This window comes from Peribacillus sp. FSL P2-0133 (assembly GCF_037975445.1).
GTDB classification, from domain to species: Bacteria; Bacillota; Bacilli; order Bacillales; family DSM-1321; genus Peribacillus; species Peribacillus simplex_E.
This window is the reverse complement of sequence record NZ_CP150254.1, coordinates 3,786,309-3,809,886: the sequence shown is the minus strand read 5'-3', so window position 1 is coordinate 3,809,886 and position 23,578 is coordinate 3,786,309. Positions and strand designations below refer to the sequence as shown.

Here is a 23,578-nt window from a genome sequence, read left to right as displayed (position 1 = left end):
AATTTGGTATTTTATCCATTTTCAGTATCTATTATATTTTTCAAGGAAATTACAATAAAAAGTAGAAATTTGTATGAAAACTTCCATTGAATAAGAACGTATATTCGGTTAAAGTTATGAATATAATAAAAGCGAACGTATATTCTTGTTAGGGTGAAGAAATGATGGATTATGGAACGATGCCGAAACAATCAATTATGTGTATCGATATGAAAAGTTTTTATGCAAGCTGTTCAGCAGTCATGCTTGGTCTGGACCCGCTTGATTGTTATCTGGCAGTGGTTGGTGATTTGAAGAGGACAGGGAGCATTGTGCTCGCGGCTTCTCCAAAAATGAAGAAGGAATTTGGCATCAAGACAGGGTCGCGGATGTTTGAGATCCCGAATGATCCGAGGATTGTCGTCGTTGAACCTAAAATGGCGACCTATTTAAGGGTTTCGACGGAAATCACCCGCTTGTTTAACCGTTATGTGCCCAAAGAAGCGATTCACGTATATAGTGTGGACGAAAGTTTTGTGAAAGTCGATGGTGCCGCTTCTTTATGGGGAGATGCCCGGATGATAGCTGAAAAGATAAAGGATGAAATCGAACGCGAATTACAGCTCCCTTGTGCAATTGGAATTGGACCGAACATGCTTATGGCAAAACTTTGCCTTGATTTGGATGCCAAACATAAAGGGATTGCCCAATGGAAGTATGAGGATGTGCCAAGCAAACTTTGGCCGATTTCCCCGCTTCGTGAAATGTGGGGGATCGGCAGGCGCGTTGAAAAAACCCTTCATGGAATGGGGATATTTACGGTTGGGCAGCTTGCCAATTATGATCTTGAATTACTTGAAGCGAAGTTTGGAATTATGGGCAATCAGCTTTACCACCATGCGTGGGGAATAGATTTATCCGATATGGGGGCAGCGATCATCGAAGGGCAGGTAAGCTTCGGCAAAAGTCAAATCCTGCTGCGGGATTATAAGGAGGAGCATGAGGTAAAGCAGGTCATGCTGGAAATTTGCGAAGAAGTTGGAAGAAGGGCACGCACCCATCGCAAGGCAGGGAGAACGGTGAGCCTAAGCATTGGTTACAGCAAGGATGAGTTTGGCGGAGGTTTCCATCGTTCGCGTTCGATTAGCGAACCTACCAACATTACGATGGAGTTATATAAAGTTTGCCTGGAGCTTTTTCATGAGAACTATAAGCAAAAAACGGTTCGGAGCATAGAGGTCAGACTCTCGAATATTGTGGATGATAACGAAATGCAGCTGACTTTATTTGATGCTTCGCGCTGGAAGAAGCGGGAATTGAGTTACACGGTTGATCGAATCCGCCATAAATATGGAGCCAAATCGTTATTGCGTGCGGTTTCGTATACGGAAGCGGGTACAGCCGTTTACCGAAGCAGGCTGCTTGGTGGGCATAAGGCGTAAGGGTGACTTTGAAGGGAGGGAAAAGAATGATTCGCGATCGCGGCCGTATCAAATGGACATCGATGATGTTACCGGAGCATGTGAAGATGCTGCGGGATTGGGTGGTGGAGGATGGCTATGAAACGAAGCGCATCCTGGATGAGCAGCAACTGGAAGAAATGAATGCGGTAATGGGGGAAGCGATGGAGGAAAGAAAGGATGTTACGATTGCTCATTATGAAGGAAACCGGTATCAGCTGTTAATCGGCAGGATCCATTATTATAATGAGCCCACCCAAAAGCTTCATATTGTTGATCGGTTTCAGCAGGTTTACTATATCAGGCTTTCCGATATAGCGGATGTAAGGATAATGGAATGATGAGCGGAAAGGCTGTTCCAGGGGACAGCCTTTCATTTTCGAAACGGCATCGTGATGAAAGGGATCACGGGGCGTAAGAGAATCGGCATTGTTAGCACGGTCTTCGTGTGCTGATCTTGCAAAAGGAAGCAGGCAGTTTCTTTAACAGAAGCGTTTTTATCGTTTATAATGGGGAAAGGAAAGACATCGGGAGGCGTGCAATCATGTATATTGAATGGACGGAAACAGCGGCTGAGAAAATAGTCGATAAAGTACAGGGACAAGAAGGATATTTACAGTTGAAATATGATACTGATGGCTGTGGCTGCGTGGTAAGTGGTGTGACCGCGCTATGGTGGGTCAACGAACCTGAAGAAGGTACCGAAAAAGTGGAAACAAACGGGATTCCTCTATATGTGGAGAAATCAAAAATGATTTTTCTTGATGAAGTCATGAAAATAGACTTTGTTCCGGAAGCGAACAGCTTTCAATTAAAAAGTCCGAATCAAATCTTAAATCCGAGGATGAGCTTTTTTAATAAAATCTAAATGAAGCAAAGAGGGAATCTTGGGTTCCCTCTCTTTCTTCTCAGACAAGTTTTAGAAACTGATCGATTTGATCTTCATATTCTCTTGGATTTTCATTATAAGATTGAGCGTGGGCCCCTTTTTTAGCGATGTACAGCTGCTTTGGGCCTTCTTTTGCTGCATATAATTCCGCTGTCATGTAAGCGGGAATGAAACTGTCGTTTTCACTATGGATGAAGAGCACGGGGTTTCGGATATTTTTCATATAATCGATTGGTGATACTTCATTGGTCCAATACCCATCCCGGAGTTTGATGAACGTACGCCCAAGCGGAAACACGGTCCAAGAGGGAAGTGGGACTACATGTTTAAGCTGGTGTTTGATCTGATCCTCGAAATTTGAAAATGGACAGTCGGCAATGTAAAAATCAGCACCATCTTCAAGCATTCCGGCATATAAAAGCAGTGTTACAGCCCCCATGGATTCTCCATGAATGCCAATATGAAGGTTGGGACCTTTACGTCTTTTCAATTCATCGATTACGGCCTTCAGGTCGAATTTTTCATAATGCCCATAACTGCTCGTCTTGCCACCGGATTCCCCATGCCGGCGGTGGTCATAAATGATAGCATTGAAGCCCCGCTTAAGAAAAATGTTCATGTACTTAATCGAATTGACTTTGTTCTCCGTCACACCATGAGAAATGACCACCCACTTATTTGTATCATGCGGTTCCATAAACAAGCATTTCAAGGAATATCCGGATGGTGACGATACCCAAATTTCCGTTTTAGGCAGATTATCAAAATCCTCCGTGATCAGGCGTTTAGCCATGATTTCACGATTCTGGATAAAATCATCTTCCTTCTTTTTCATGTACATGATCCGATTGGAAAAATAAATGCCGACGCCGATGATATACGATAGGATTCCAGCCAGTGTAAACCACCATTTCTTCATGAGAGGTCCTCCTCGGTTAATTTTCTTTATTTTACCATGAGGGAAATGGGAAAACACTGTTTGAAAACCATGACGAGGAAAACGGCAGTCGTGATATAATAATTTCATAAATGTCCAGGAGGTATTAAGGGTGAAAAAGAAACAGCAGCGAAATCAAAATCAAAGCAAAAACCAAGATAAAGATTCATCTTCATTGAAACTTGGTGATATGATCAATCAAGATATCATGTCCCAGCTTCGTCAAAAGCAAAAGGAACTTAATGAGGCTGAACAAGAAAAAAGGGCAGCGGAAGAAGAAAAAAAACGCGAAGAAAGAAAGCGTCGGGAGAAGAATAAATCATTCGAAGAACTATTGGGTGAAAGCAATCTGAACTGGAAGAACTATAAATGAAGAACAGGGGGCAGTTTAAGTTTTAAGAGGGCTGGCTCCCTTTTTCCGTTAAGGAAGAATTCCTTGCTGATATTCCTTTATTTTATAAAGTATAACGATTATATTAAAGATAAGTTCGATATGCTTTCATATCGGATGGACTACAATTAGCTGGTGATAGGATGCAAAGTAAAATAGAAAAAGTACTGGAAGACCAATTATGTTTCCTGCTTTATGCAAGTTCAAGGGAAATGACGAAGAAATATAAACCGCTGCTTGATAAACTCGAAGTGACATATCCTCAATATCTTGTTCTTCTTCTATTATGGGAACAGGATACACTTACAGTAAAAAAACTAGGGGAGCTCCTTGCCCTCGACTCAGGAACGCTTACCCCCATGTTGAAACGAATGGAGCAGAATGGCTTGATTGTCCGTGAACGTTCGTCTGAAGATGAACGGTCTGTCATGATTAAGTTGACGGAAAAGGGACTTGGTTTACAGGAAGAGGCCTGTTTCATTCCAGATCGCATTTCGGCAATGTCGGGTGATGATAAGAAGGTGGTTGAGGATTTAAAAGCTTCGCTGCTCCAACTATTGAAAACATTACAGGAATTTTAGCAAAGAAAAGACGCTTGGTGACCCCAAGCGTCTTTTTGTCGACAAAAGGAGATTCGGAATGGTCTGTACCCCGGACCATGACTATAAAAGAAGACTTGGTTATCCTTTAGAATTTTTACCTTTCTATATGGAATGAAAACTCACTGGATTGAAGAAATTTGCGACATTCCTGCCGAATAACTGGCTAGCCGAGACACCAAAGGCGCTTGCTTTGATGAGGCTTGGCAGACAGTCGGCAGAAAGGGAACGGATTTCTGAAAGAGGGTTTGTGAAATGATTTCCACTCCAGGCACTCGCTTTCCGCGGGCGGTCCGGGAGCCTCCTCGGCGCCTTTGCGCCTGCGGGGTCTCCCCTGGACGCGCTTTTCCCGCAGGAGTCTCGTACCTTCCATTCCAATCAATGTTGTTTTTCTTTTAGATAGAACACGGAGTACCCTAAAAAAACTGTAGACCGACAAAAGAACATGCCTGTCTCAACTGAAATCAACTGCAACTTTTTCAAATAAAAAACTGCAGGCAAACTCGCTTTTCTTCGAGTTTGTCTACAGTCTGAGACGCTTGGGAACCCCAAGCGTCTTTTTGTCGGATTTAATCTACATCTATTTCAAAGGCGACGTCCACATTGCCATTGATTGCTTTTGAATAAGGACACATTTGATGCGCTTTATGAACAAGAGTTTCGAATGTCTCCTTGTCGACCCCGGAGCCCTTCACGGCCAAAGTTACAGCCAAGCTGTATTGATGCATCTCACCCATCAAAAGACTGACGCTTGCGGTGACTTTGGAATCGAAAGAAACGCGTTCAATTTTACCAACTGATTGCAAAGCACTATCAAAGCATGCAGCATATCCAGCTGCAAAAAGCTGTTCCGGATTAGATGCTTCAGGCATCTGTTTAGCCCTAGGTGTTCCAGGCATCGCAATATCAACCGTGAAGTTGCCGTCAGCAGAAATTGCCGTTCCTTCTCTTCCGCCATCAACTGTTACAGACGTTGTAAATAATGTTTTTGTCATCATTTTTTCTCCCTTATCTTCTTATTTTTTAATTGCGCACAATTGAATTGTACAATATTAATTTTGGAATGTCCAATGAAAAAGTTAAAACGTTGGTATGAAGTTAAATTGGTTTGGAAAGGGATTAGAATGATGGGAAACTTGAAAGCGGTACAGAAGCAGTAAGACGAAAAAAACGAAGGAACGGAAAAAGGCTGCCTATCACGTTGGTTAAACGGAGATAGTGCAGCCTAAAGGTTGTCCTGATATTCCTTTGAAACATTTAGTTTAGTTCTATTCTTTTTACTCCCGGTGACTTTCATATTTGTTCGCTTTGGTCAACCGCTTCAAGATATCCAACTCGGTTTTGGACAGTGAAGGGCTGTTAGCGGCCTGGCAGTTCTCACGGAGCTGCTGTACTGAGCTTGCTCCTGGTACAACGGTAGCCACGCTTTGATGTGACAATACATATTGAAGTGCCGTTTCATTCAACTTCCTATCAGAAAGTTTGTCCTTTATTTGCGGAAGCAAATCTTTAAGTTCGTGATAGCTATAGTCAAGGTATCCATCCTCATTTGCCTTTTCAAGCATTTTTTCACTGAGCAGCCCTTTGGCAAGGGGGCCACGGGCGATAATGCTGATCTGGTTGTTGGCCAAAAGGGACAGCCACTCTTCTGGGCGGCGGTCGAGTAGATTAAACTGCATCATTACGGAATCAAGCTCAGACTTTTCAGTGAATTCCTTGATTACATTCGGACGAATCGAGGAAATTCCATAATGTCGGATATAGCCTTCTTTTTTCAAATCTTCAAATGCTTCTACCGTTTCTCCGATATTGTCTGAAATGGTGCCGCCATGTAACTGATAAAGATCAATATAATCAGTACCCAATCGCTTTAAGCTATCTTTTACAGCCGTTTTAATATAGGCGCCAGAAGGATCCCAGCTCCAGGAATCTTTATTTTCATTCCAGCGGTTTCCGACCTTGGTGGCTATGTATACCTTATCGCGGACCGATTTTAAATTCTTTCCGACGATTTCTTCATTCATACCGAAATCATATAAGTCAGCAGTATCAAAATAATTGATTCCTTCATCTAAAGCGGCCTGTATGATTTCGGATGCCTGATTTTCAACAGTCCCCAATGACATGCATCCGAGACCGATTTCAGAAACTAGCAAGTCAGAATTTCCTAGTCTGCGTTTTTTCATGTTATCCACTCCCTTTACATTCATTGTAAAGGAGAAATCCATTTCACTCAAAGAATTCACTTGATCCGTTTTAGAGGAGTGGGCGGCACCTGATCATGTATGTCGGCAATCCAATCATTGATATAGACATATTGATTTTGTAATTGTTTTAGTTTTTGAAGGATTTCCCAACTCTTTCCGGATAAAGTAACGCTTTTTTCCAATACGTAAACTTTCATTAAATCGCCCTCCATCTCTATTATGGTAAAATGTATGAGGAATCATGCTGCAATTAGAACAGAGGAGTGGTCAGGATGAAAAAATTTGAAGAAAAAACGCTGTCATCGAAAAAAATCTTCACGGGAAAGGTAATCAGCCTGCAAGTGGATGATGTAGAGCTTCCAGATGGGAAAATGGGTAAACGTGAAATAATCAAACATCCGGGGGCGGTTGCCATCATAGCTCTCACGGCAGACAATAAAATCATCATGGTTGAGCAGTACCGTAAAGCGCTGGAGAGGAGCTTGGTGGAAATTCCTGCAGGAAAGCTGGAAAAAGGCGAAGAGCCGGTTCTGTCGGCTAAACGGGAGCTGGAGGAGGAGACAGGTTATGAATGTGAAAAAATGGAGCACATCATATCCTTCTATACATCCCCGGGTTTCGCCGATGAATTGGTCCACCTGTATGTGGCCCACAATTTGAAAAAGAAAGAAAATGCGGCCCCACTGGATGAAGATGAATTTGTCGAGATGCTTGAACTCACGTTGGAGGAAGCTCAAACTTATATGGATGAAGGGAAAATCCAGGATGCCAAAACGGCATATGCAGTTCAGTATCTGCAGTTGAAAAAGGCCATGACATCATAAATGAAAGAATTTTACGCTGACCTGCATATCCATATAGGCAGAACGAGAAGCGGAAGGGCCGTGAAAATAACAGGCGCTAAAACGCTAACCTTCAGCAATGTGCTGCAAGTGGCGAGTGAAAGGAAGGGCCTTGATCTAATCGGGATAATCGATTGCCATTCTCCTGAAATTATCGAAGAGATCGAAGCGGGAATTCTTGATGGCGAAATCACGGAAAAGATTGAAGGCGGACTTCAATACAAGAATACAACCATCATTCCAGGCTCGGAGATTGAAATTTATGATCAGAATTGTAATGGACCGATCCATGTCCTCGCCTATTTTCCCACTTTAAAAGCGATGAAGGAATTCTCCTCATGGATGAGCGGACATGTTAAAAATATCACCTTGAGCTCCCAAAGGATTTATTGTGATGGAAGAACGCTGCAAAAGGTCGTGAAGTCACTGGGCGGCCTGTTTATCCCGGCACATGTATTTACCCCATTTAAAAGCTTATATGGAAAAGGGGTGCGATCCAGTCTGACAGAAGTATTCGATCCGAAGCTAATTGATGCCATCGAACTTGGTTTAAGTTCAGATACAGAAATGGTCAAGGATATCGAGGAGTTGCACTCCTATGTATTCGTGACAAATTCCGATGCGCATTCGCTTGGGAAAATCGCCCGTGAATATCAAAAAGTCCTGCTTGAAGAACCAAGTTTCAATGAGCTGGCAAAAGCCCTTAAAGAAAAAGGGAATCGTAAGGTGGCCGTTAATTATGGATTGAACCCCTTATTGGGAAAGTATCATCAAACCGTATGTTCAGGGTGTTTACACCAGGTATTGAGGGATGATGAACGATGTCCCGAGTGTGGTAATAAATCCATTATTAAAGGGGTATCGTCAAGGATCGAAGAACTCTCCATTTCCGAGTTGGACGGAAGAAAAGGAAGGGAAAGGCCACCGTATATCCATCAAGTGCCACTCGATTTCATCCCAGGACTCGGACCGAAATCCATGGGAAAACTGCTGGCGGCATTTGGAACAGAGATGAATATCCTTCATGAAGTTACGCTTGAACAGCTCATGGAAATCGTTCCTGAAAAATTGGCGCGCTACATCGATTCTGCCAGAAAAGGGACGCTTTCTTTTGAAGTGGGGGGCGGAGGAAAGTACGGAAAGGTCAAAAAGGAATTAATCTGAAAAAAGTCCTGACAGATGAGATCTGTCAGGACTTTTTTAGTTTGTTGTTTTTGCATAAATGGAGGTGTCCCGCACTTCCTTGCCGTCTGCACTAAGGCAGTCATTACGCAAAATACCTTCAAGGGTATATCCCAGCCTCTCAGGAATCCGTTTGCTGGCAATATTATTAGGGTCACAGCGGATTTCGACTCTTTTTGCGCCATAATGGTAAAAGGCAAATTTAGTTAACTTTTCCACTGCCTCCGTTATGTAGCCTAGTTTACTGTATCTCGTATCAATCCAATAGCCAATTTCGAATTTAGGGATATCCCAGTTAATTCGGTGCAGACCAGTGGAGCCGAGGAATTGATCGTCTTCTTTCCTATAGATATGGAGTCTGATATCCTCTTTTAAAATAAAGTCCGCAAAGGACTTAAGGACGTTCTGTTCAGAAGTTTCCAACGAAACATCTTGATGTGCAAACGGCAGCCACTGTTTCAATTCAGGTTTAGAATGGACAATGGCTTCGTAAAGGTCCAGGCCATCGCCAGGCTGACAAGGTCTTAGATATAATCGTGGGGTTTCAATTTTTTCGGGAAAATCCATTAATATAGCTTTCATATCCTGCCTCCATATATCATTGATATGGAAAATTATAACACGAATTGGGTTCAAGGCGTTCGGCTGATGGGGAAAGTTTTCTTAGCATAAATGAGAGAGTGAAAACATAGATTCTAGTAAGCGGAGTTGGGAGGATGAAAGATGAAAAAAAAATCTGTCGTACAAAATGCCGTAATGAAACATATTAACGAACATTCCTCATTATATGTCTTTATCACTGTGCTTTTTTTGATGGGTGTCATTTTTGGGGCAATATTGGTGAATAGTTTGAGCTTTACCCAAAAGGAAGACTTGTTCTATTATTTATCGCAATTTTTTGGACAAGTATCCAAGGGTGAATTTGCATCTTCGCATGATATGTTCAGCCAAAGTATTATGCATAATATAAAATATATCGGGGTCATCTGGATTCTCGGAATATCGGTCATCGGTTTGCCTGTCATCCTGGTTTTGTTATTTATAAAAGGGATGGTTGTTGGATTCACAGTCGGCTTTTTAGTCAATCAGATGGGATGGAGCGGGTTCTTATTATCGTTTGTCGCTATTCTGCCCCAAAATATATTCATCGTCCCGATATTCATCGTAATAACTGTCCTTGCCGTCTCTCTATCAATGAAAATGATCAGCCGGATTTTCCTAAAGCAGGTTCGTGAACCGCTGAAGCCGATAATTTCGCGGTATATTTTCTCATTGGTTTTGTCGGGTTTATTTTTGATTACGGCTGCCGTGTTTGAAGCGTACCTATCCCCTTCTTTAATGAAAAATGTCGTAAGTTTATTGGGTCATTGATGAAAATTTACCGTTCCCGCAAATTTTTTTATCATTAACAAGAAATCTATTTTGACAGTTTTCCCTCTTTTGATATAATGGATAGGATAGCGGCGCGGGAGGGAATATTAGGTATGGAAATAGAAAACAGAATTGATAGGATAAAAAAGCAGTTACACTCGTCCAGCTACAAATTAACGCCTCAGCGAGAAGCGACCGTCCGCGTTTTACTTGAGCATGAAGAGGATCATTTAAGCGCAGAAGACGTTTACCTCCTTGTCAAAGAAAAGTCGCCGGAAATTGGATTGGCAACAGTTTACCGTACGCTAGAGTTGCTGACTGAATTGAAGATAGTAGATAAAATTAACTTTGGAGACGGGGTTTCCCGTTATGATTTAAGACAAGAAGGAGCTGCGCATTTCCATCATCATCTTGTTTGTGTGGAATGTGGTGCGGTAGATGAAATCCAGGAAGACCTACTTGAAGACGTAGAAGACATTGTGGAACGCGACTGGAACTTCAAGATTAAAGACCATAGATTAACCTTTCATGGCATTTGTCATCGATGTCATGACAAAGAAGAAAATTAAGGTGAATGAAGTCGGACCTTTTCCATTTAATGGAGAAGGTTTTCTGCGTTTTAAAAACCTATTTTCTCAAGGAAGAGCTGTTTTTGTTTTCTCCTTTCCGAAACACGTATAAAACTTGTCCTGTTGGGCATAGATTGATACAAAGGATCGAATGGGAGGGGAAAGATGATGAAAACATCATTATCGCTTGTTTTGCACACGGCTAAAGTGATGGTTCTCTTTGTTAGCTTCACTGTTCTTTTTTATATAGGAATGGTATGGTTAAATCAGGAATATCAAAGTTATCATCGTTATGATGAACCGAAAGGCATGGCCGTAAAAGTATCAAAGGCTGTTGATACGGGTGATGATGCATGGCTTGAACGCTTAATGTTGTTTTATTTAAACGGGGAGTAATGAATATGGAGAATCAAATTAGGGATTTCATTCATTTTTTAACCATTGAAAAAGGACTTGCCAAAAATACGCTCGTTTCGTATGAGCGTGACTTAAGATCATATTGGAGCTATCTGAAAGATGTTGAAACAATTGAAGCTTGGAATGATTCACGGCGGGTGAACATCCTGCACTTTCTCGTGCATTTGAAGGATCAAGGGAAATCATCGAAGACGGTGGCGCGTCATATAGCTTCCATTCGGTCTTTTCATCAATTTCTTTTAAGGGAAAAAGTAACCGAGCAGGATCCGTCCATACATATAGAAACGCCAAAACCTGAACGAAGCCTTCCAAAGGTATTAAGCATGGAAGAGGTGGAAGCACTATTGGAAGCCCCGAAGAAAATGGATGAATTCGGTTTACGCGATAAGGCGATGCTAGAACTGATGTATGCGACGGGGATGCGTGTCAGTGAGTTGATATCCATGGATGTGAGTGATGTCCATGCATCGATGGGTTTTGTCCGATGCGTAGGGAAAGGAAATAAAGAGAGGATCATTCCGATTGGACAAACTGCATTGGGTGCGATTGAACATTATATGGAAAGTTCCCGGGGGAAAATGGCCAGTCCCAAGCACAGGACAGATTCACTTTTTTTGAATCATCATGGAAACAGGCTGACAAGGCAGGGATTTTGGAAGATTCTAAAAAAACTTGTAAAATCGGCACAAATTGAAAAAGAAATTACACCGCATACACTAAGACATTCTTTCGCTACACATCTATTGATGAACGGGGCTGATTTACGTGCCGTCCAAGAAATGCTTGGTCATGCGGATATTTCGACAACTCAAATTTATACACATATTACGAACGTACGGATCAAGGATGTATATTCAAAATTCCATCCGCGAGCTTAAAAGAATAGTAGAATGATAGAGGAGGTTGTGAATTTAACTGCGAGGCAGTTGGAGGAGCAGCCTTTTTTCTCCGTTTGTACTTGACTGGTAAAAGGGCTGCAAATGATTCCAACGTGCATCTTAAGGCACTTTGTTTCATTCCGAAATATATTATTTGTCTCCATCATGGTAATCGTTTACAATGTAGAGAGGTCAGACTTCTGACGTTCTCAAACGATTTCATTTAAATGAAGAGTAACTGAGCAGAATAAGGGTATTATAGAGAGTATAAAAAGTGATTTACTATTTTAGGAGGAATGACTCATGAAAGGGAATTCAGCATTTAAACGAATATTTGTAATAGTTATGGATTCAGTTGGGATTGGCGAAGCACCTGATGCAGATTTATTCGGCGATAAAGGGGCGGATACACTTGGCCATATCGCAGAAAGAATGAATGGATTGAACATGCCGACACTCGCAAAATTGGGTTTAGGCAATATCCGTGAAATCAAGGGGATTGATAAAGCTCAACAACCTCTCGCATACTTTACGAAAATGAAGGAAGCCTCTACAGGAAAAGATACGATGACTGGACATTGGGAAATCATGGGGTTAAATATATCGACTCCATTCCGTGTATTTCCAGATGGTTTCCCGGAATTATTAGTCAATGAACTCGAGGCGAAGATGGGTCGGGGAATTATTGGGAACGTCCCGGCAAGCGGCACGGAAATCATTGAAAGGCTTGGCGAGGAACATATGAAAACGGGTGCGCTGATCGTTTATACATCAGCTGATTCCGTATTACAGATTGCTGCACATGAAGATATCGTTCCGATAGACGAATTATACAAGATTTGTGAAATTGCCCGTGAAATGACGATGGCTGATGAGTTCAAGGTTGGACGCGTGATTGCCAGACCGTTCACAGGTGAACCAGGCAACTTCAAAAGAACGCCTAACCGTCATGATTATGCGTTGAAGCCTTTTAACCGGACAGTAATGGATGAATTGAAAGATTCTGGATATGATGTGCTCGCAATCGGGAAGATCTCTGATATTTTTGATGGGGAAGGCGTCACTGAATCATTGAGGACCGTATCCAATATGGATGGAATGGATAAATTAATCCAAACGGTAGAACAGGATTTCAAAGGGTTAAGTTTCCTTAATCTAGTCGACTTCGATGCTTTATACGGTCACCGCCGCGATCCAGAGGGATACGGAAAGGCATTGGAAGAATTCGATGCTCGGATGCCGGAAGTCCTTGATAAACTGAATGAGGATGATTTATTGATCATCACTGCCGATCACGGGAATGATCCGGTCCATGAAGGAACCGATCACACACGTGAATATGTACCATTATTAGTTTATTCCAAACGATTTACAGAAGGTGCCGAACTCCCGATAAGAGATACATTTGCTGATATTGGGGCGACGGTCGCTGCTAATTTTGACGTGAAAATGCCTGCCTTTGGGAAAAATATATTGGGCGATTTAAATTTAGGGGAGATTAAATAGATGTTTAATAAAATAGAGACTGCTGCGTCATTTATAAAAAGTAAAATTGAAGGCTCTCCGGAGATAGGACTGATTCTTGGTTCCGGTCTTGGAGTATTAGCGGATGAAATTGAAAATCCGATAACTATTCCATACCACGAAATCCCGGAATTCCCGGTATCGACTGTTGAGGGACACGCTGGACAGCTTGTCATTGGACATTTAAGTGGTAAAAAAGTTGTAGCCATGCAAGGACGTTTCCACTTTTATGAGGGCTACTCCATGGAGAAAGTCACTTTTCCTGTACGTGTAATGAAGCTACTTGGTGTTGAGCAGTTAATTGTAACGAATGCTGCCGGAAGCGTTAATGAAAGCTATGAACCAGGTGACTTGATGCTCATTACGGATCATATTAATTTAATGGGGGCAAACCCATTGATTGGTCCTAATGAAGAGCGTTTCGGCCCTAGATTCCCTGATATGTCGGAGGCTTATAATAAAGACCTTCGGACACAAGCAAAAAAAATAGCAGCTTCACTAGGATTGGATATTAAAGAAGGTGTCTATATCGGAAATACAGGACCGACCTATGAGACACCGGCAGAAGTGAAAATGGCAAGGATCCTTGGCGGGGATGCAGTTGGTATGTCGACAGTTCCGGAAGTTATCGTAGCTAGGCATAGTGGTATGAAGGTGCTCGGAATTTCATGCCTTACAAATATGGCCGCAGGCATTCTTGATCAGCCTTTGTCGCATGAAGAGGTAATTGAAACGACTGAAAAAGTGAAAAGCAGTTTTCTTGAATTTGTTAAGCTTATCGTTAAAGACATATAAAACGAACAAAAAAATCCAAGTACACCTAAGAGAAGCGGTGTCTTTGAAAAAGTGGGGATTCTAATATGAGAATGGTAGATTTAATCGAGAAAAAGCGTGATGGAAAGGCTCTTACTACAGAAGAAATACAATTCATCATCAAAGGGTTTACCGATGGATCGATTCCGGATTACCAAATGAGCGCTTGGTCAATGGCAGTTTATTTCAAAGGCATGAATGAGCAGGAACGTGCTGATCTAACCATGGCAATGGTCGAATCAGGAGATCAAATTGATTTATCGATGATTGAAGGAATTAAGGTCGATAAACATTCAACAGGCGGTGTTGGTGATACCACAACTCTAGTGCTTGGACCATTGGTTGCTGCTGTAGGTGTTCCAGTGGCAAAGATGTCAGGACGCGGTCTTGGTCATACAGGAGGAACGATCGATAAGTTGGAGTCTGTAAAAGGATTTCATGTCGAAATAGAAAATGACGAGTTCATTCGACTTGTTAATAAAAATAAGATAGCTGTCATTGGACAAAGTGGTAACCTGACTCCAGCCGACAAAAAGTTATATGCATTGCGCGATGTTACGGCTACCGTTAACAGTATCGGTTTGATTGCTGGCTCGATCATGAGTAAGAAAATCGCCGCTGGTGCTGATGCCATCGTACTTGATGTTAAAACGGGAGCGGGCGCTTTCATGAAAACTCTCGAAGATTCCGAAGAGTTGGCGCATGCAATGGTTAGCATTGGAAACAATGTGGGCCGAAACACGATGGCCGTCATTTCCGATATGAGCCAACCTTTGGGTTACGCAATCGGAAATGCTTTAGAAGTGAAGGAAGCCATCGATACGCTTAAAGGAGAGGGACCGGAAGATTTAACGGAACTTTCTTTAACACTAGGAAGCCATATGGTATACCTTGCCAAAAAGGCAAGCTCGCTGGAAGAAGCAAGAACCTTGCTGGAAAATGCGATTAAGGATGGTTCTGCACTTAACTCATTCAAGGTTTTCCTAGAAGCGCAGGGAGGCGATGGTTCGGTTGTAGATCAGCCGGAAAAACTACCGCAGGCTGCTCATACTTTCGAGCTGGAAGCGAAAGAGGACGGATATGTATCGGAAATCATCGCTGATGAGGTAGGAACGGCAGCCATGCTGTTGGGCGCCGGGCGGGCAACAAAAGAATCAGAGATTGATTTGGCAGTCGGACTGGTACTTCGTAAAAAAATCGGGGAAACCGTGGCAAAAGGTGAATCCCTAGTGACGATTTACAGCAATTTTGAAGATGTTTCAAAGGTAAAGGAAAAATTGTATGAAAGCATTGCGATTTCAAAAGAGAAAATAGAAAAACCTACATTGATCTATAAAGAGATCATGGAATAAACATTTTCCAAAAAAGGCCGCTTTTGAGCGGCCTTTTTTTACGTTTATCCCATTGAATGTTAAAAGAGGATGCCCATGCGCATCCTCTTTTAATTTGGTTCAATTTGTTACCCTATATCCAGTATATGTTTCAAAATTCATCTTTATTTGTATAAAAATGGGTTTAATGGAAAAAATAAAATCTATAAAGATTGGAGGGTATGGAGATGAAGCGGATTCTTTCTCTATTTTTAACCGTTTTGGTAGCATTGGGGTTTAGCATCCCGCATACAAAAGCAGCTGAAGAAAAAGGAGTCGAATTGGCGGCAAATGCTAAATCCGCTATATTGATTGAACGGGATACAGGTACTGTTCTCTATGATAAAAATGCAGACGTTCGTCTTTCACCGGCAAGCATGACGAAAATCATGACGATGCTGCTGATCATGGAAGCGATCGATAAAGGCGAACTTAGCATGAAGGAGAAAATCAGGACTAGTGAGTATGCAGCATCGATGGGCGGTTCCCAGATCTTTCTCGAGCCGGGTGAAGAAATGACCACAGAACAAATGCTCAAGGGCATATCGATTGGTTCGGCGAATGATGCATCGGTGGCGATGGCTGAACATATAGCTGGATCGGAAGAAGAGTTTGTTAGGAAAATGAACAAAAAGGCGAAAGATCTCGGGTTGAAAAATACAAAGTTCCAAAACGCAACAGGCCTTCCTGTTAAAGATCATTACAGTTCGGCACATGATATGTCGATCATGGCAAAGGAATTATTGAAATACGATACGATTACAAGGTTCACGGGTACATATGAAGATTATCTCCGTGAAAATACCGAAAAGAAATTCTGGCTTGTCAACACGAACAGATTAGTGAAATTTTACCCTGGGGTCGATGGATTGAAAACAGGATTCACAAATGAAGCGAAGTATTGTTTGACAGCGACTGCTAAAAAAGGGAATATGCGTGTCATTGCCGTCGTTTTCGGAGCCGTTTCTCCAAAAGAACGAAACGCTCAGGTCACCAAGATGTTAGATTATGCATTTTCACAATACATCACATACCCGATTTATAAACGCGGCGAAGTGTTAGGTGAAGCCAAGGTAAGTAAAGGACACAAAAAATCCGTGGTGGGAGTCACAAGTGAACCGATTTCAGTTTTGACAGCCAAAAACGGAACGGCAAAGGACTTTACAAAAAAAATCACGCTTGATAAAGATTTGGATGCCCCGATTAAAAAAGGGGATGAAATTGGTACGCTTGAATTGAAGAAAAACGGTAAAGTGTATGTCGAATCTCCGATAGTTGCGAAGGAAACTGTTGAAAATGCCAGCTGGTGGCAATTGTATAAAAGGGCTTTCGGCATGTTTACCCAGGCGAAATAGAATAAATTGTCGCATTGCCTGTTAATCGTACTAATTTAGGCGAAACTCCACTAGTTTTGCTAATAAGGAGGAATCGGCAGGTGAAAAAGAGAATTTGACTCTTTATAAGACAGTGAAGGAGGCTGTATATAATGAGTCTTACGATTAATATGGAGGCGAAAAACAGCGTATTGTGCATTCGTCTCAAAGGTGATTTGGATCATCATACAGCAGAAAAATTGAAAAACCAGGCAGAGGCAGCCATTCAAAAGCATAACATCAAGCATATCATCCTTAACATGGAAGAATTGGATTTTATGGACAGTTCAGGGCTCGGAGTTATTTTAGGGCGCTATAAGCAGGTAAACAAAAAGCAAGGTGAAATGGTGGTCTGTGCAATATCTCCAGCAGTAAAGCGGTTATTTGAGATGTCAGGGTTGTTTAAAATTGTTAAAATGGAACTATCCGAAAAAAACGCTTTGCAAAGACTGGGGGTTGCCTAAGATGAAAAATAAAATGGAAACGAAATTTTCTGCACTTAGCCAAAATGAATCTTTTGCCAGGGTAACTGTTGCGGCTTTCATTGCCCAATTGGACCCGACGATGGATGAATTGACAGAAATCAAGACTGTCGTGTCAGAAGCCGTTACGAATTCGATTATCCATGGTTATGAAAGTGACCCGGAAGGTTGGGTCTACATTTCAGTGGTCATCGAAGACGATACTGTGGAATTGACCATCCGGGATGAAGGACTGGGCATTGAAGACGTCGAGGAGGCTAAACAGCCGTTATTTACGACAAAACCCGAACTTGAACGTTCCGGTATGGGATTCACCATCATGGAAAACTTCATGGATGAAATCAATATAATTTCCCACAAGGGCGAAGGCACGATCATTCGATTAAAAAAGCACTTAACTACAAGCAGAGCTTTGTGCAATTAAGGGAGACTTGCATATGGATGTGGAGGTTAAAAACGAGAAGAGCAAGAAAGGCCAGCCCCATTTAAAAGATGAGGAATTGCGGAATTTAATCCAACGCAGCCAGAGCGGTGACCAAGATGCGAGGAACCTGATTGTCAACAGCAATCTGAGGCTTGTATGGTCAGTGGTGCAAAGGTTCCTCAATCGAGGTTACGAACCGGATGACCTTTATCAAATAGGCTGTATTGGCCTGTTGAAGTCCGTGGATAAATTTGATTTATCGTTTGAAGTGAAATTCTCAACGTATGCTGTGCCTATGATCATTGGTGAAATCCAACGTTTTATCCGTGATGACGGAACGGTTAAAGTAAGCCGGTCATTAAAGGAAATGGCGAATAAAATTCGCAGGGCCAAAGAGGAACTTTCAAAGACGTATGGCCGTGTTCCGACTGTCAATGAATTGGCGGAACATCTAGAGCTGTCGCCAGAGGAAATCATCATGGCCCAAGAAGCTAGCAGGAGCCCTTCATCCATCCATGAAACGGTTTACGAAAATGATGGAGATCCGATTACTCTTCTTGACCAGATTGCCGACAATAATGAAACATCCTGGTTCGATCAAATCGCTTTGAAAGAAGCCATCCATGAATTGAATGAACGTGAAAGGCTGATTGTTTTCCTGAGGTATTATAAAGATCAGACGCAATCGGAAGTGGCGGCAAGGCTTGGCATTTCCCAAGTCCAAGTGTCAAGGCTGGAAAAGAAGATTCTTCAGCAAATGAAAAACCACATGAATCAATGATTCATGTGGTTTTTTTATTGAGCTGAAAATAAATCTTGATTTTAGGAAAAAGTAAAAGTGATTACTTATCAGGTAAGGCGAAAATATGAATGGGGTCGAATTTTTAGTTGAATTTAGGAATAAAAACGAATATTATAGTAAAGGTCGCGTTTCTCATTCGTTTTTTTATCTTTCTTTCAATGAATAACGATCAGGAAAAACGTCGATGCAGTACAATATTAGGACACCTTGTCTTTTCGTGCAAACGGTTGTCGGTGTTTCCTTTAGATCTGGAGGTCTAAAATATGTTTTTGGAAAAGTTTTTCTCCCTGAAAGAAAATGGGACGGATGTCCGCACAGAAGTCATGGCGGGTGTTACGACATTTTTAACTATGGTTTATATCCTTATTGTGAATCCGGCTTTATTGTCTTCAATCGGAATTCCATTTGAACAAGTTTTCATGGCAACGGTCATATCAGCGGTGATTGGTACCCTTATCATGGGGCTTGTTGCAAAATACCCGATTGCGATAGCACCAGGGATGGGTTTGAATGCTTATTTTGCCAGCGTAGTGGGGGCACAGGGCCTTTCATACCAGACCGTATTCGGTACGGTTTTCATTGCTGGTTTGCTATTTCTATTAATTAGCGTGACAAGCTTGCGTAAAATGATAATTGATGCGATTCCTAACTCATTAAAATATGGCATCACATCCGGAATTGGTTTATTCATTGCGTTTATCGGATTGAAAAATGCTGGAATCGTAGTGCCTAATGAATCAACGATGGTGACGCTTGGAGATTTGCACCAGCCTGGAACCGTTTTAGCGCTGGCAGGTTTATTCATTACCTTGATTTTTATGGCCCGTAATATTAAAGGGGCAATTTTCATTGGTATGATCATTACGGCAATCATTGGCTACTTTATCGGTTTGCTCAACTTTGACGGGGTCTTATCTGTACCTCCAACACCGGTATTTTTCGATATCGATATTGCTGGGGTCTTCACGAATTCATTATATTCAATTGTTTTCGCCTTTTTACTTGTGACGATCTTTGATACGACAGGAACCTTGATTGGTGTGACGGAACAGGCTGGTCTAACGAAGGATGGGAAAATCCCTCGTGCCAAGAAGGCCTTTTTAGGTGATGCGATTGCGACGACAGTCGGCTCGATGTTTGGTACAAGTCCTTCGACGGCCTATGTTGAATCGAGTACGGGAGTGGCCGCAGGCGGACGTACAGGATTAACCGCTACTGTCGTGGCAATCTTGTTTGCTGCATCGATTTTCTTTTCTCCGTTGATATCGGCAATTTCTTCAGTTCAAGCAATCACAGCTCCCGTTTTGATCATTGTAGGATGTTTCATGATGGAAGGGCTGGCTAAAGTGAATTGGAAAATTTTTGATGAGGCATTTCCGGCATTTGCGATCATTTTGACGATGCCGCTTACTTCAAGTATATCTACAGGGATTGCGATTGGGTTCATTACATTTCCCCTTATGAAGGTATTCAGTGGAAAAGGAAAATCGGTACATCCTATCATTTATATTTTTGGATTTATATTTTTGATTCAGCTGATTTTCTTCCCCACTCATTAATGTATGAATGTAATCAAAAAGACATGCTGTCATTGCAGCATGTCTTTTTTTGTTTTCAAATTAGTAATATTTGGACATGGTTCACTTCCTGCATTTTCAAACTGTTTCCAAACCATACTACTAGCATAAGGAAATAAAAGGTCGGGATGTGATGATAGTGGCAGTTGTATATATCAGGATGAGGAACCGTGTACAAGTAAAGGGAAATCAAACGGTGAGGATAAAAGATATTGCAAGGATAATCGGACCTGAAGAAGTGATTCCCATTATTGAAGAAATTATATTATTAACGGTCAAGAAGGAAGATAAGAATATTATTGTCGTTGATTTAGCTCAAGTTATCGTGGCCATCCGCAAGATGGATTCGACTATTGAACTGGAGACATTCGGGCCCTCCCAAACGATCATCGAAATCATCCTCTCGAAAAAGAAAATGTCATACCTGACATTCGCCTTGGTTTGGTTTTTGTTATTTGTCGGAGGCGGGATGACAATCATGAATTTTCATGTGGATGTCAGCATGGGGGAAGTGCATCAAAAAATCTTTACTATAATCACGGGAAAAGTGGATGATAAGCCGTTATTGATCCAAATCCCATATAGCTTCGGCCTTGGTATGGGCATGATTCTATTTTTTAATCACTTTTTTAAAAAACGCTTCAATGAGGAACCTAGTCCACTCGAGGTTGAAATGTTCAACTATCAGCAGGATTTGGACAGTTATGTAATCATGAATGAAAATAAGGAGAATGTGCGCCACCTTGATGACCGGTAAAATTATATTTGGAATCTTTGTCGGTTTAGCCGGGGGGTTTGCGACAGGTGCTGGTTTTGTAGCGTTTTTAACTGTACTTGGGGTGATTCCGAGACTGACTCAGCTGACAAAAACAATGAAGATGATTCATTACTACGAAGGAGCCATCATTGCCGGCGTTGTCGCAGGAACATGGTTAGGATTACAGGAAACGGAATTTTCCCTCCCATATTTTTTATTAATTCCGATCGGTTTGGCTGACGGGATATTTAATGGAATGCTTGCTGCTGCCTTAACTGAAGTCCTGAATGTATTTCCGGTTCTGTCAAAGCGAATCGGAATTCAAGAGAAAATCATTTATCTGTTAATGGCACTCGTATTGGGAAAAATAGCCGGATCATTATTCCAATGGATTTATTTAGTGGATTTATAAGTTTATGAGGTAACTATTCCTGATGATGAAAGGTAGGCCCAAGATGGTGACCAAACGAAAAGTGATATTGATTACGGATGGAGATGAGTATGCGAAACGGGCTGTCGAGCATGTAGCCAAGGAAATAGGGGGAAGGTGTATCTCCATGTCCCAAGGTAATCCATCACGATATACGGGCTTGGAGCTAGTTGAATTAATAAAAAAGGCGAAGTATGATCCTGTATTGGTCATGTTTGATGATAGCGGTTTTATCGGTGAAGGATCAGGCGAACAGGCAATGAAGGTGGTTGCCGGTCACCCTGATATTAATGTCCTTGGTGTGATAGCGGTCGCTTCGAAGACTAGAAGGGAAGAATGGACCAAGGTGGATATCTGTATTGACCGTGATGGTAACCTGACACCTAACGGGGTTGATAAATACGGCGCCGAAGAATTTGAACTCGGCAAGATAACTGGAGATACGGTGTATTGCATCGATCAATTACATGTTCCCATAGTAGTGGGGATAGGGGATATCGGAAAAATGTCCCATCAGGACGATTTTAAAAGAGGAGCACCAATAACGAAGCTAGCGGTTGAAATCATATTGGAAAGGAGTGGTCATGATGACTTCAGAAAAACCTGAAAACATGAAACCGATTCCGAGTAGGGTAGCGGAAGTTGACGCGTACATGAAAGAGAAAGTAGGTCTGGGCGTCAGCTTCGACTTAGGAGTAAGAAGGATAAAGGTTTTAAGAAAAGATGTGCATATTTACTATATAAACGGGCTGACGGATTCAGAGTACATCATTGATATCCTCGATTCTCTTATTCATAACAAAAATGCGGAAATCTTGACTACTAAAGTTTTTGATGCAGTCAAAGAGTTGCTCGTACACCAATCCGTTGAGGAAATAAAGACGATGGATGAGCTTGTTGATCAGGTATTATCCGGTTTAATCGTCGTTGTTGTTGATGGTAAACCAATAGGGTTGGTTGTGGATGTCAGGAGTTATCCCGGGAGACAGCCAGTAGAACCCGATACGGAAAAAGTCGTCCGTGGATCAAGGGATGGTTTTGTTGAGAATATCATCATTAACACAGCGATAACCAGACGGAGAATCCGGGATGAAAGATTACGTTTCGAAATGTTGCATGTAGGGGAACGATCGAAAACGGATATATCCATCGGCTACATTAAAGATATTGCCGATCCCGATTTGATAGAAATCGTTCGTAAGGAATTGAATAGTATTGAGGTTGATGGCATAACGATGTCTGATAAAACGATCGAAGAGTTCGTCGTCAAGCAAAGATATAACCCATACCCGCTTGTCAGGTACACGGAACGGGCAGATGTAGCTGCAACACATTTACTTGAGGGGCATGTCCTTATTTATGTGGATACGTCACCGAGTGTCATCATTACTCCGTCCACTCTTTTCCATCACATGCAGCACGCTGAGGAGTATCGGCAGGCACCTACTGTTGGAACCTTGGTGCGCTGGGTACGTTTTTTGGGGATTTTCGTTTCGTTATTCTTACTGCCGATTTGGTTATTGTTTTGTTTAGAGCCTTCCCTCCTGCCGGAGAAGTTCGAGTATATCGGGCCGAATGAAAAAACGCATATACCCATTGTGATCCAAATCTTCATTTCCGATATTGGGATAGAATTTTTAAGGATGGCAGCCGTTCATACCCCGACCCCGCTTTCTACGGCAATGGGCTTGGTTGCGGCAGTTTTGATAGGACAGATAGCGATAGATGTTGGCCTATTTGTTCCTGAGGTGGTTCTCTACGCTTCAGTAGCGACAATCGGTACATTTGTCACTCCAAGTTTGGAATTAGGGGTTGCAAATAAAATTTCCCGTTTAGTCCTGATAGTGTTGGTTGCTTTATTTAAAGTGCCTGGTTTAATTATAGGCATCACACTCTACATTATTATGCTTACTAGTATAAAAACGTTAAATACGCCTTATTTATGGCCGCTTCTCCCGTTTCAGCCAAAGGCCCTGTCACATATAATATTAAGAAGACCTTATCCTGGTACTATAGAACGTCCGAGTATTGTACATCCCCAAGATCTATATAGGCAGCCGAGAAAATCTAAAGGTTGATGTTGTCGAAAAGTTGTGGTAATTTAATTTTATTCGGATAAAGAGGTATTGTTAGGATTCACAAAGAGATAGAGCTACTATGGCTCTTTGGAGTTTAAACCAATCTGTCTTTCCCTTCGAACTACCAAGCAGTCATAGAGAACAATATTTACATGGATATCGATTCGGATGAGGCTTGTTCATATAGAGGACCTATTACAGCAGGGTTTCTTTATTTGAGGCTGCCT

29 protein-coding genes are annotated in these 23,578 nt (G+C 41.9%); 24 read left to right on the top strand and 5 right to left on the bottom strand.

Translation table 11 applies throughout. The features are described from left to right. The first annotated feature begins 161 nt into the window (after nt 1–161). The 3 genes from MKY17_RS18260 to MKY17_RS18250 all read left to right on the top strand — a co-directional run bounded on the left by MKY17_RS18260 (nt 162) and on the right by MKY17_RS18250 (nt 2,307). Entirely contained in the window at nt 162–1,421 is a 1,260-nt protein-coding gene (locus MKY17_RS18260) for a UV damage repair protein UvrX (protein WP_339200279.1), read from the top strand. Nucleotides 1,422–1,447: 26 nt separating this feature from the next. Continuing rightward, nucleotides 1,448–1,780, top strand: coding sequence for a YolD-like family protein (locus tag MKY17_RS18255; RefSeq protein ID WP_098369881.1), 333 nt, complete (start codon nt 1,448–1,450; stop codon nt 1,778–1,780). A gap of 203 nt (nt 1,781–1,983) precedes the next feature. Then, nucleotides 1,984–2,307: an iron-sulfur cluster biosynthesis family protein gene (locus MKY17_RS18250; protein ID WP_098370098.1), complete on the top strand. Its 324-nt coding sequence runs from the start codon at nt 1,984–1,986 to the stop codon at nt 2,305–2,307. A gap of 40 nt (nt 2,308–2,347) precedes the next feature. On the opposite strand, the gene MKY17_RS18245 is transcribed toward MKY17_RS18250, so the two are convergent. Then, nucleotides 2,348–3,247 (bottom strand): alpha/beta hydrolase, encoded by a 900-nt coding sequence (locus MKY17_RS18245; RefSeq protein ID WP_098369882.1) that lies wholly within the window; start codon nt 3,245–3,247, stop codon nt 2,348–2,350. 130 nt (nt 3,248–3,377) lie between these two features. Between MKY17_RS18245 and MKY17_RS18240 the strand changes: the two genes are divergently transcribed. The 3 genes from MKY17_RS18240 (at nt 3,378) to MKY17_RS18230 (ending at nt 4,514) form a co-directional block, all read left to right on the top strand. Beyond that, nucleotides 3,378–3,638, top strand: a complete 261-nt coding sequence (locus MKY17_RS18240) for a YqkE family protein (protein ID WP_098369883.1) — start codon at nt 3,378–3,380, stop codon at nt 3,636–3,638. Nucleotides 3,639–3,799: 161 nt separating this feature from the next. Next, nucleotides 3,800–4,237 carry a MarR family transcriptional regulator gene (locus tag MKY17_RS18235; RefSeq protein WP_098369884.1) on the top strand — a complete coding sequence of 146 codons (438 nt, stop codon included), beginning with the start codon at nt 3,800–3,802 and terminating at the stop codon, nt 4,235–4,237. Nucleotides 4,238–4,385: 148 nt separating this feature from the next. Beyond that, nucleotides 4,386–4,514: a hypothetical protein gene (locus MKY17_RS18230; protein ID WP_339200278.1), complete on the top strand. Its 129-nt coding sequence runs from the start codon at nt 4,386–4,388 to the stop codon at nt 4,512–4,514. A gap of 310 nt (nt 4,515–4,824) precedes the next feature. On the opposite strand, the gene MKY17_RS18225 is transcribed toward MKY17_RS18230, so the two are convergent. The 3 genes from MKY17_RS18225 to mciZ form a co-directional block, all read right to left on the bottom strand. Further along, nucleotides 4,825–5,250, bottom strand: coding sequence for an Ohr family peroxiredoxin (locus MKY17_RS18225; protein WP_053535641.1), 426 nt, complete (start codon nt 5,248–5,250; stop codon nt 4,825–4,827). Between the two features lie 282 nt (nt 5,251–5,532). Then, a complete protein-coding gene (locus MKY17_RS18220; RefSeq protein ID WP_098373677.1) occupies nt 5,533–6,441 on the bottom strand; it encodes an aldo/keto reductase in 909 nt (302 codons plus the stop codon). Nucleotides 6,442–6,497: 56 nt separating this feature from the next. Beyond that, on the bottom strand, nt 6,498–6,659 hold the full coding sequence (gene mciZ / locus MKY17_RS18215; RefSeq protein ID WP_076365517.1) for a Z-ring formation inhibitor MciZ: 162 nt from the start codon (nt 6,657–6,659) through the stop codon (nt 6,498–6,500). 75 nt (nt 6,660–6,734) lie between these two features. On the opposite strand from mciZ, the gene MKY17_RS18210 reads away from it, so the two are divergent. Both MKY17_RS18210 and MKY17_RS18205 read left to right on the top strand, forming a co-directional pair. Further along, nucleotides 6,735–7,286 (top strand): NUDIX hydrolase, encoded by a 552-nt coding sequence (locus MKY17_RS18210; protein ID WP_098373676.1) that lies wholly within the window; start codon nt 6,735–6,737, stop codon nt 7,284–7,286. Continuing rightward, nucleotides 7,287–8,468, top strand: coding sequence for an endonuclease Q family protein (locus tag MKY17_RS18205; RefSeq protein ID WP_339200277.1), 1,182 nt, complete (start codon nt 7,287–7,289; stop codon nt 8,466–8,468). It abuts the gene before it with no gap. A 36-nt stretch (nt 8,469–8,504) separates the two neighbouring features. Here MKY17_RS18205 and MKY17_RS18200 read toward each other — a convergent pair whose 3' ends face one another. Beyond that, the gene (locus tag MKY17_RS18200; RefSeq protein ID WP_098373674.1) at nt 8,505–9,068 is read right to left on the bottom strand and encodes a GNAT family N-acetyltransferase; all 564 of its coding nucleotides are present in this window, start codon (nt 9,066–9,068) and stop codon (nt 8,505–8,507) included. 141 nt (nt 9,069–9,209) lie between these two features. Here MKY17_RS18200 and spoIIM point away from each other — a divergent pair, with 141 nt between their 5' ends. The 16 genes from spoIIM to MKY17_RS18120 all read left to right on the top strand — a co-directional run bounded on the left by spoIIM (nt 9,210) and on the right by MKY17_RS18120 (nt 23,351). Then, nucleotides 9,210–9,857 carry a stage II sporulation protein M gene (spoIIM, locus tag MKY17_RS18195; protein WP_048680177.1) on the top strand — a complete coding sequence of 216 codons (648 nt, stop codon included), beginning with the start codon at nt 9,210–9,212 and terminating at the stop codon, nt 9,855–9,857. A gap of 119 nt (nt 9,858–9,976) precedes the next feature. Next, nucleotides 9,977–10,426, top strand: a complete 450-nt coding sequence (locus MKY17_RS18190; RefSeq protein ID WP_034311309.1) for a Fur family transcriptional regulator — start codon at nt 9,977–9,979, stop codon at nt 10,424–10,426. Nucleotides 10,427–10,594: 168 nt separating this feature from the next. Next, on the top strand, nt 10,595–10,822 hold the full coding sequence (locus tag MKY17_RS18185) for a YqzK family protein (RefSeq protein ID WP_057914302.1): 228 nt from the start codon (nt 10,595–10,597) through the stop codon (nt 10,820–10,822). 5 nt (nt 10,823–10,827) lie between these two features. Continuing rightward, nucleotides 10,828–11,721, top strand: a complete 894-nt coding sequence (gene xerD, locus MKY17_RS18180; RefSeq protein WP_214789564.1) for a site-specific tyrosine recombinase XerD — start codon at nt 10,828–10,830, stop codon at nt 11,719–11,721. A 303-nt stretch (nt 11,722–12,024) separates the two neighbouring features. After that, on the top strand, nt 12,025–13,227 hold the full coding sequence (gene deoB / locus MKY17_RS18175) for a phosphopentomutase (protein ID WP_339200276.1): 1,203 nt from the start codon (nt 12,025–12,027) through the stop codon (nt 13,225–13,227). Continuing rightward, nucleotides 13,228–14,040: a purine-nucleoside phosphorylase gene (locus MKY17_RS18170; RefSeq protein WP_098373672.1), complete on the top strand. Its 813-nt coding sequence runs from the start codon at nt 13,228–13,230 to the stop codon at nt 14,038–14,040. 65 nt (nt 14,041–14,105) lie between these two features. Further along, nucleotides 14,106–15,410, top strand: coding sequence for a pyrimidine-nucleoside phosphorylase (locus MKY17_RS18165; protein ID WP_076365531.1), 1,305 nt, complete (start codon nt 14,106–14,108; stop codon nt 15,408–15,410). A 206-nt stretch (nt 15,411–15,616) separates the two neighbouring features. Then, nucleotides 15,617–16,783 (top strand): D-alanyl-D-alanine carboxypeptidase family protein, encoded by a 1,167-nt coding sequence (locus MKY17_RS18160; RefSeq protein WP_098370830.1) that lies wholly within the window; start codon nt 15,617–15,619, stop codon nt 16,781–16,783. Between the two features lie 131 nt (nt 16,784–16,914). Beyond that, nucleotides 16,915–17,265 carry an anti-sigma F factor antagonist gene (gene spoIIAA, locus MKY17_RS18155; protein WP_076365535.1) on the top strand — a complete coding sequence of 117 codons (351 nt, stop codon included), beginning with the start codon at nt 16,915–16,917 and terminating at the stop codon, nt 17,263–17,265. Nucleotide 17,266: 1 nt separating this feature from the next. Further along, nucleotides 17,267–17,707, top strand: a complete 441-nt coding sequence (gene spoIIAB, locus MKY17_RS18150) for an anti-sigma F factor (RefSeq protein WP_098370829.1) — start codon at nt 17,267–17,269, stop codon at nt 17,705–17,707. A 13-nt stretch (nt 17,708–17,720) separates the two neighbouring features. Then, complete coding sequence (sigF, locus tag MKY17_RS18145) at nt 17,721–18,488, top strand: RNA polymerase sporulation sigma factor SigF (RefSeq protein ID WP_098370828.1); 768 nt, start codon at nt 17,721–17,723, stop codon at nt 18,486–18,488. Nucleotides 18,489–18,772: 284 nt separating this feature from the next. After that, nucleotides 18,773–20,068: an NCS2 family permease gene (locus tag MKY17_RS18140; protein ID WP_144526745.1), complete on the top strand. Its 1,296-nt coding sequence runs from the start codon at nt 18,773–18,775 to the stop codon at nt 20,066–20,068. A 154-nt stretch (nt 20,069–20,222) separates the two neighbouring features. Beyond that, nucleotides 20,223–20,843, top strand: coding sequence for a stage V sporulation protein AA (locus tag MKY17_RS18135; RefSeq protein WP_144526821.1), 621 nt, complete (start codon nt 20,223–20,225; stop codon nt 20,841–20,843). Continuing rightward, nucleotides 20,833–21,255 carry a stage V sporulation protein AB gene (locus MKY17_RS18130; protein WP_144526820.1) on the top strand — a complete coding sequence of 141 codons (423 nt, stop codon included), beginning with the start codon at nt 20,833–20,835 and terminating at the stop codon, nt 21,253–21,255. Before MKY17_RS18135 ends, MKY17_RS18130 begins: the two co-directional genes overlap by 11 nt. A 43-nt stretch (nt 21,256–21,298) precedes the next feature. Further along, entirely contained in the window at nt 21,299–21,880 is a 582-nt protein-coding gene (locus MKY17_RS18125; protein ID WP_098370826.1) for a stage V sporulation protein AE, read from the top strand. Further along, the gene (locus MKY17_RS18120; RefSeq protein WP_339200272.1) at nt 21,861–23,351 is read left to right on the top strand and encodes a spore germination protein; all 1,491 of its coding nucleotides are present in this window, start codon (nt 21,861–21,863) and stop codon (nt 23,349–23,351) included. The genes MKY17_RS18125 and MKY17_RS18120 overlap by 20 nt, the downstream gene beginning before the upstream one ends. Nucleotides 23,352–23,578: the final 227 nt, after the last annotated feature.

What these genes read in the sequence shown, in the direction of transcription:
- MKY17_RS18125 (WP_098370826.1), top strand. Translation starts at nt 21,299, where the DNA reads ATGGTGACCAAACGAAAAGTGATATTGATTACGGATGGAGATGAGTAT.
- mciZ (WP_076365517.1), bottom strand. Translation starts at nt 6,659, where the DNA reads ATGAAAGTTTACGTATTGGAAAAAAGCGTTACTTTATCCGGAAAGAGT.
- xerD (WP_214789564.1), top strand. Translation starts at nt 10,828, where the DNA reads ATGGAGAATCAAATTAGGGATTTCATTCATTTTTTAACCATTGAAAAA.
- deoB (WP_339200276.1), top strand. Translation starts at nt 12,025, where the DNA reads ATGAAAGGGAATTCAGCATTTAAACGAATATTTGTAATAGTTATGGAT.
- MKY17_RS18170 (WP_098373672.1), top strand. Translation starts at nt 13,228, where the DNA reads ATGTTTAATAAAATAGAGACTGCTGCGTCATTTATAAAAAGTAAAATT.
- spoIIAB (WP_098370829.1), top strand. Translation starts at nt 17,267, where the DNA reads ATGAAAAATAAAATGGAAACGAAATTTTCTGCACTTAGCCAAAATGAA.
- MKY17_RS18235 (WP_098369884.1), top strand. Translation starts at nt 3,800, where the DNA reads ATGCAAAGTAAAATAGAAAAAGTACTGGAAGACCAATTATGTTTCCTG.
- MKY17_RS18220 (WP_098373677.1), bottom strand. Translation starts at nt 6,441, where the DNA reads ATGAAAAAACGCAGACTAGGAAATTCTGACTTGCTAGTTTCTGAAATC.
- MKY17_RS18225 (WP_053535641.1), bottom strand. Translation starts at nt 5,250, where the DNA reads ATGACAAAAACATTATTTACAACGTCTGTAACAGTTGATGGCGGAAGA.
- MKY17_RS18120 (WP_339200272.1), top strand. Translation starts at nt 21,861, where the DNA reads ATGACTTCAGAAAAACCTGAAAACATGAAACCGATTCCGAGTAGGGTA.
- MKY17_RS18200 (WP_098373674.1), bottom strand. Translation starts at nt 9,068, where the DNA reads ATGAAAGCTATATTAATGGATTTTCCCGAAAAAATTGAAACCCCACGA.
- MKY17_RS18245 (WP_098369882.1), bottom strand. Translation starts at nt 3,247, where the DNA reads ATGAAGAAATGGTGGTTTACACTGGCTGGAATCCTATCGTATATCATC.
- spoIIAA (WP_076365535.1), top strand. Translation starts at nt 16,915, where the DNA reads ATGAGTCTTACGATTAATATGGAGGCGAAAAACAGCGTATTGTGCATT.
- MKY17_RS18260 (WP_339200279.1), top strand. Translation starts at nt 162, where the DNA reads ATGATGGATTATGGAACGATGCCGAAACAATCAATTATGTGTATCGAT.
- MKY17_RS18250 (WP_098370098.1), top strand. Translation starts at nt 1,984, where the DNA reads ATGTATATTGAATGGACGGAAACAGCGGCTGAGAAAATAGTCGATAAA.
- MKY17_RS18185 (WP_057914302.1), top strand. Translation starts at nt 10,595, where the DNA reads ATGAAAACATCATTATCGCTTGTTTTGCACACGGCTAAAGTGATGGTT.
- MKY17_RS18165 (WP_076365531.1), top strand. Translation starts at nt 14,106, where the DNA reads ATGAGAATGGTAGATTTAATCGAGAAAAAGCGTGATGGAAAGGCTCTT.
- MKY17_RS18140 (WP_144526745.1), top strand. Translation starts at nt 18,773, where the DNA reads ATGTTTTTGGAAAAGTTTTTCTCCCTGAAAGAAAATGGGACGGATGTC.
- MKY17_RS18160 (WP_098370830.1), top strand. Translation starts at nt 15,617, where the DNA reads ATGAAGCGGATTCTTTCTCTATTTTTAACCGTTTTGGTAGCATTGGGG.
- MKY17_RS18205 (WP_339200277.1), top strand. Translation starts at nt 7,287, where the DNA reads ATGAAAGAATTTTACGCTGACCTGCATATCCATATAGGCAGAACGAGA.
- MKY17_RS18210 (WP_098373676.1), top strand. Translation starts at nt 6,735, where the DNA reads ATGAAAAAATTTGAAGAAAAAACGCTGTCATCGAAAAAAATCTTCACG.
- MKY17_RS18255 (WP_098369881.1), top strand. Translation starts at nt 1,448, where the DNA reads ATGATTCGCGATCGCGGCCGTATCAAATGGACATCGATGATGTTACCG.
- spoIIM (WP_048680177.1), top strand. Translation starts at nt 9,210, where the DNA reads ATGAAAAAAAAATCTGTCGTACAAAATGCCGTAATGAAACATATTAAC.
- MKY17_RS18130 (WP_144526820.1), top strand. Translation starts at nt 20,833, where the DNA reads ATGACCGGTAAAATTATATTTGGAATCTTTGTCGGTTTAGCCGGGGGG.
- sigF (WP_098370828.1), top strand. Translation starts at nt 17,721, where the DNA reads ATGGATGTGGAGGTTAAAAACGAGAAGAGCAAGAAAGGCCAGCCCCAT.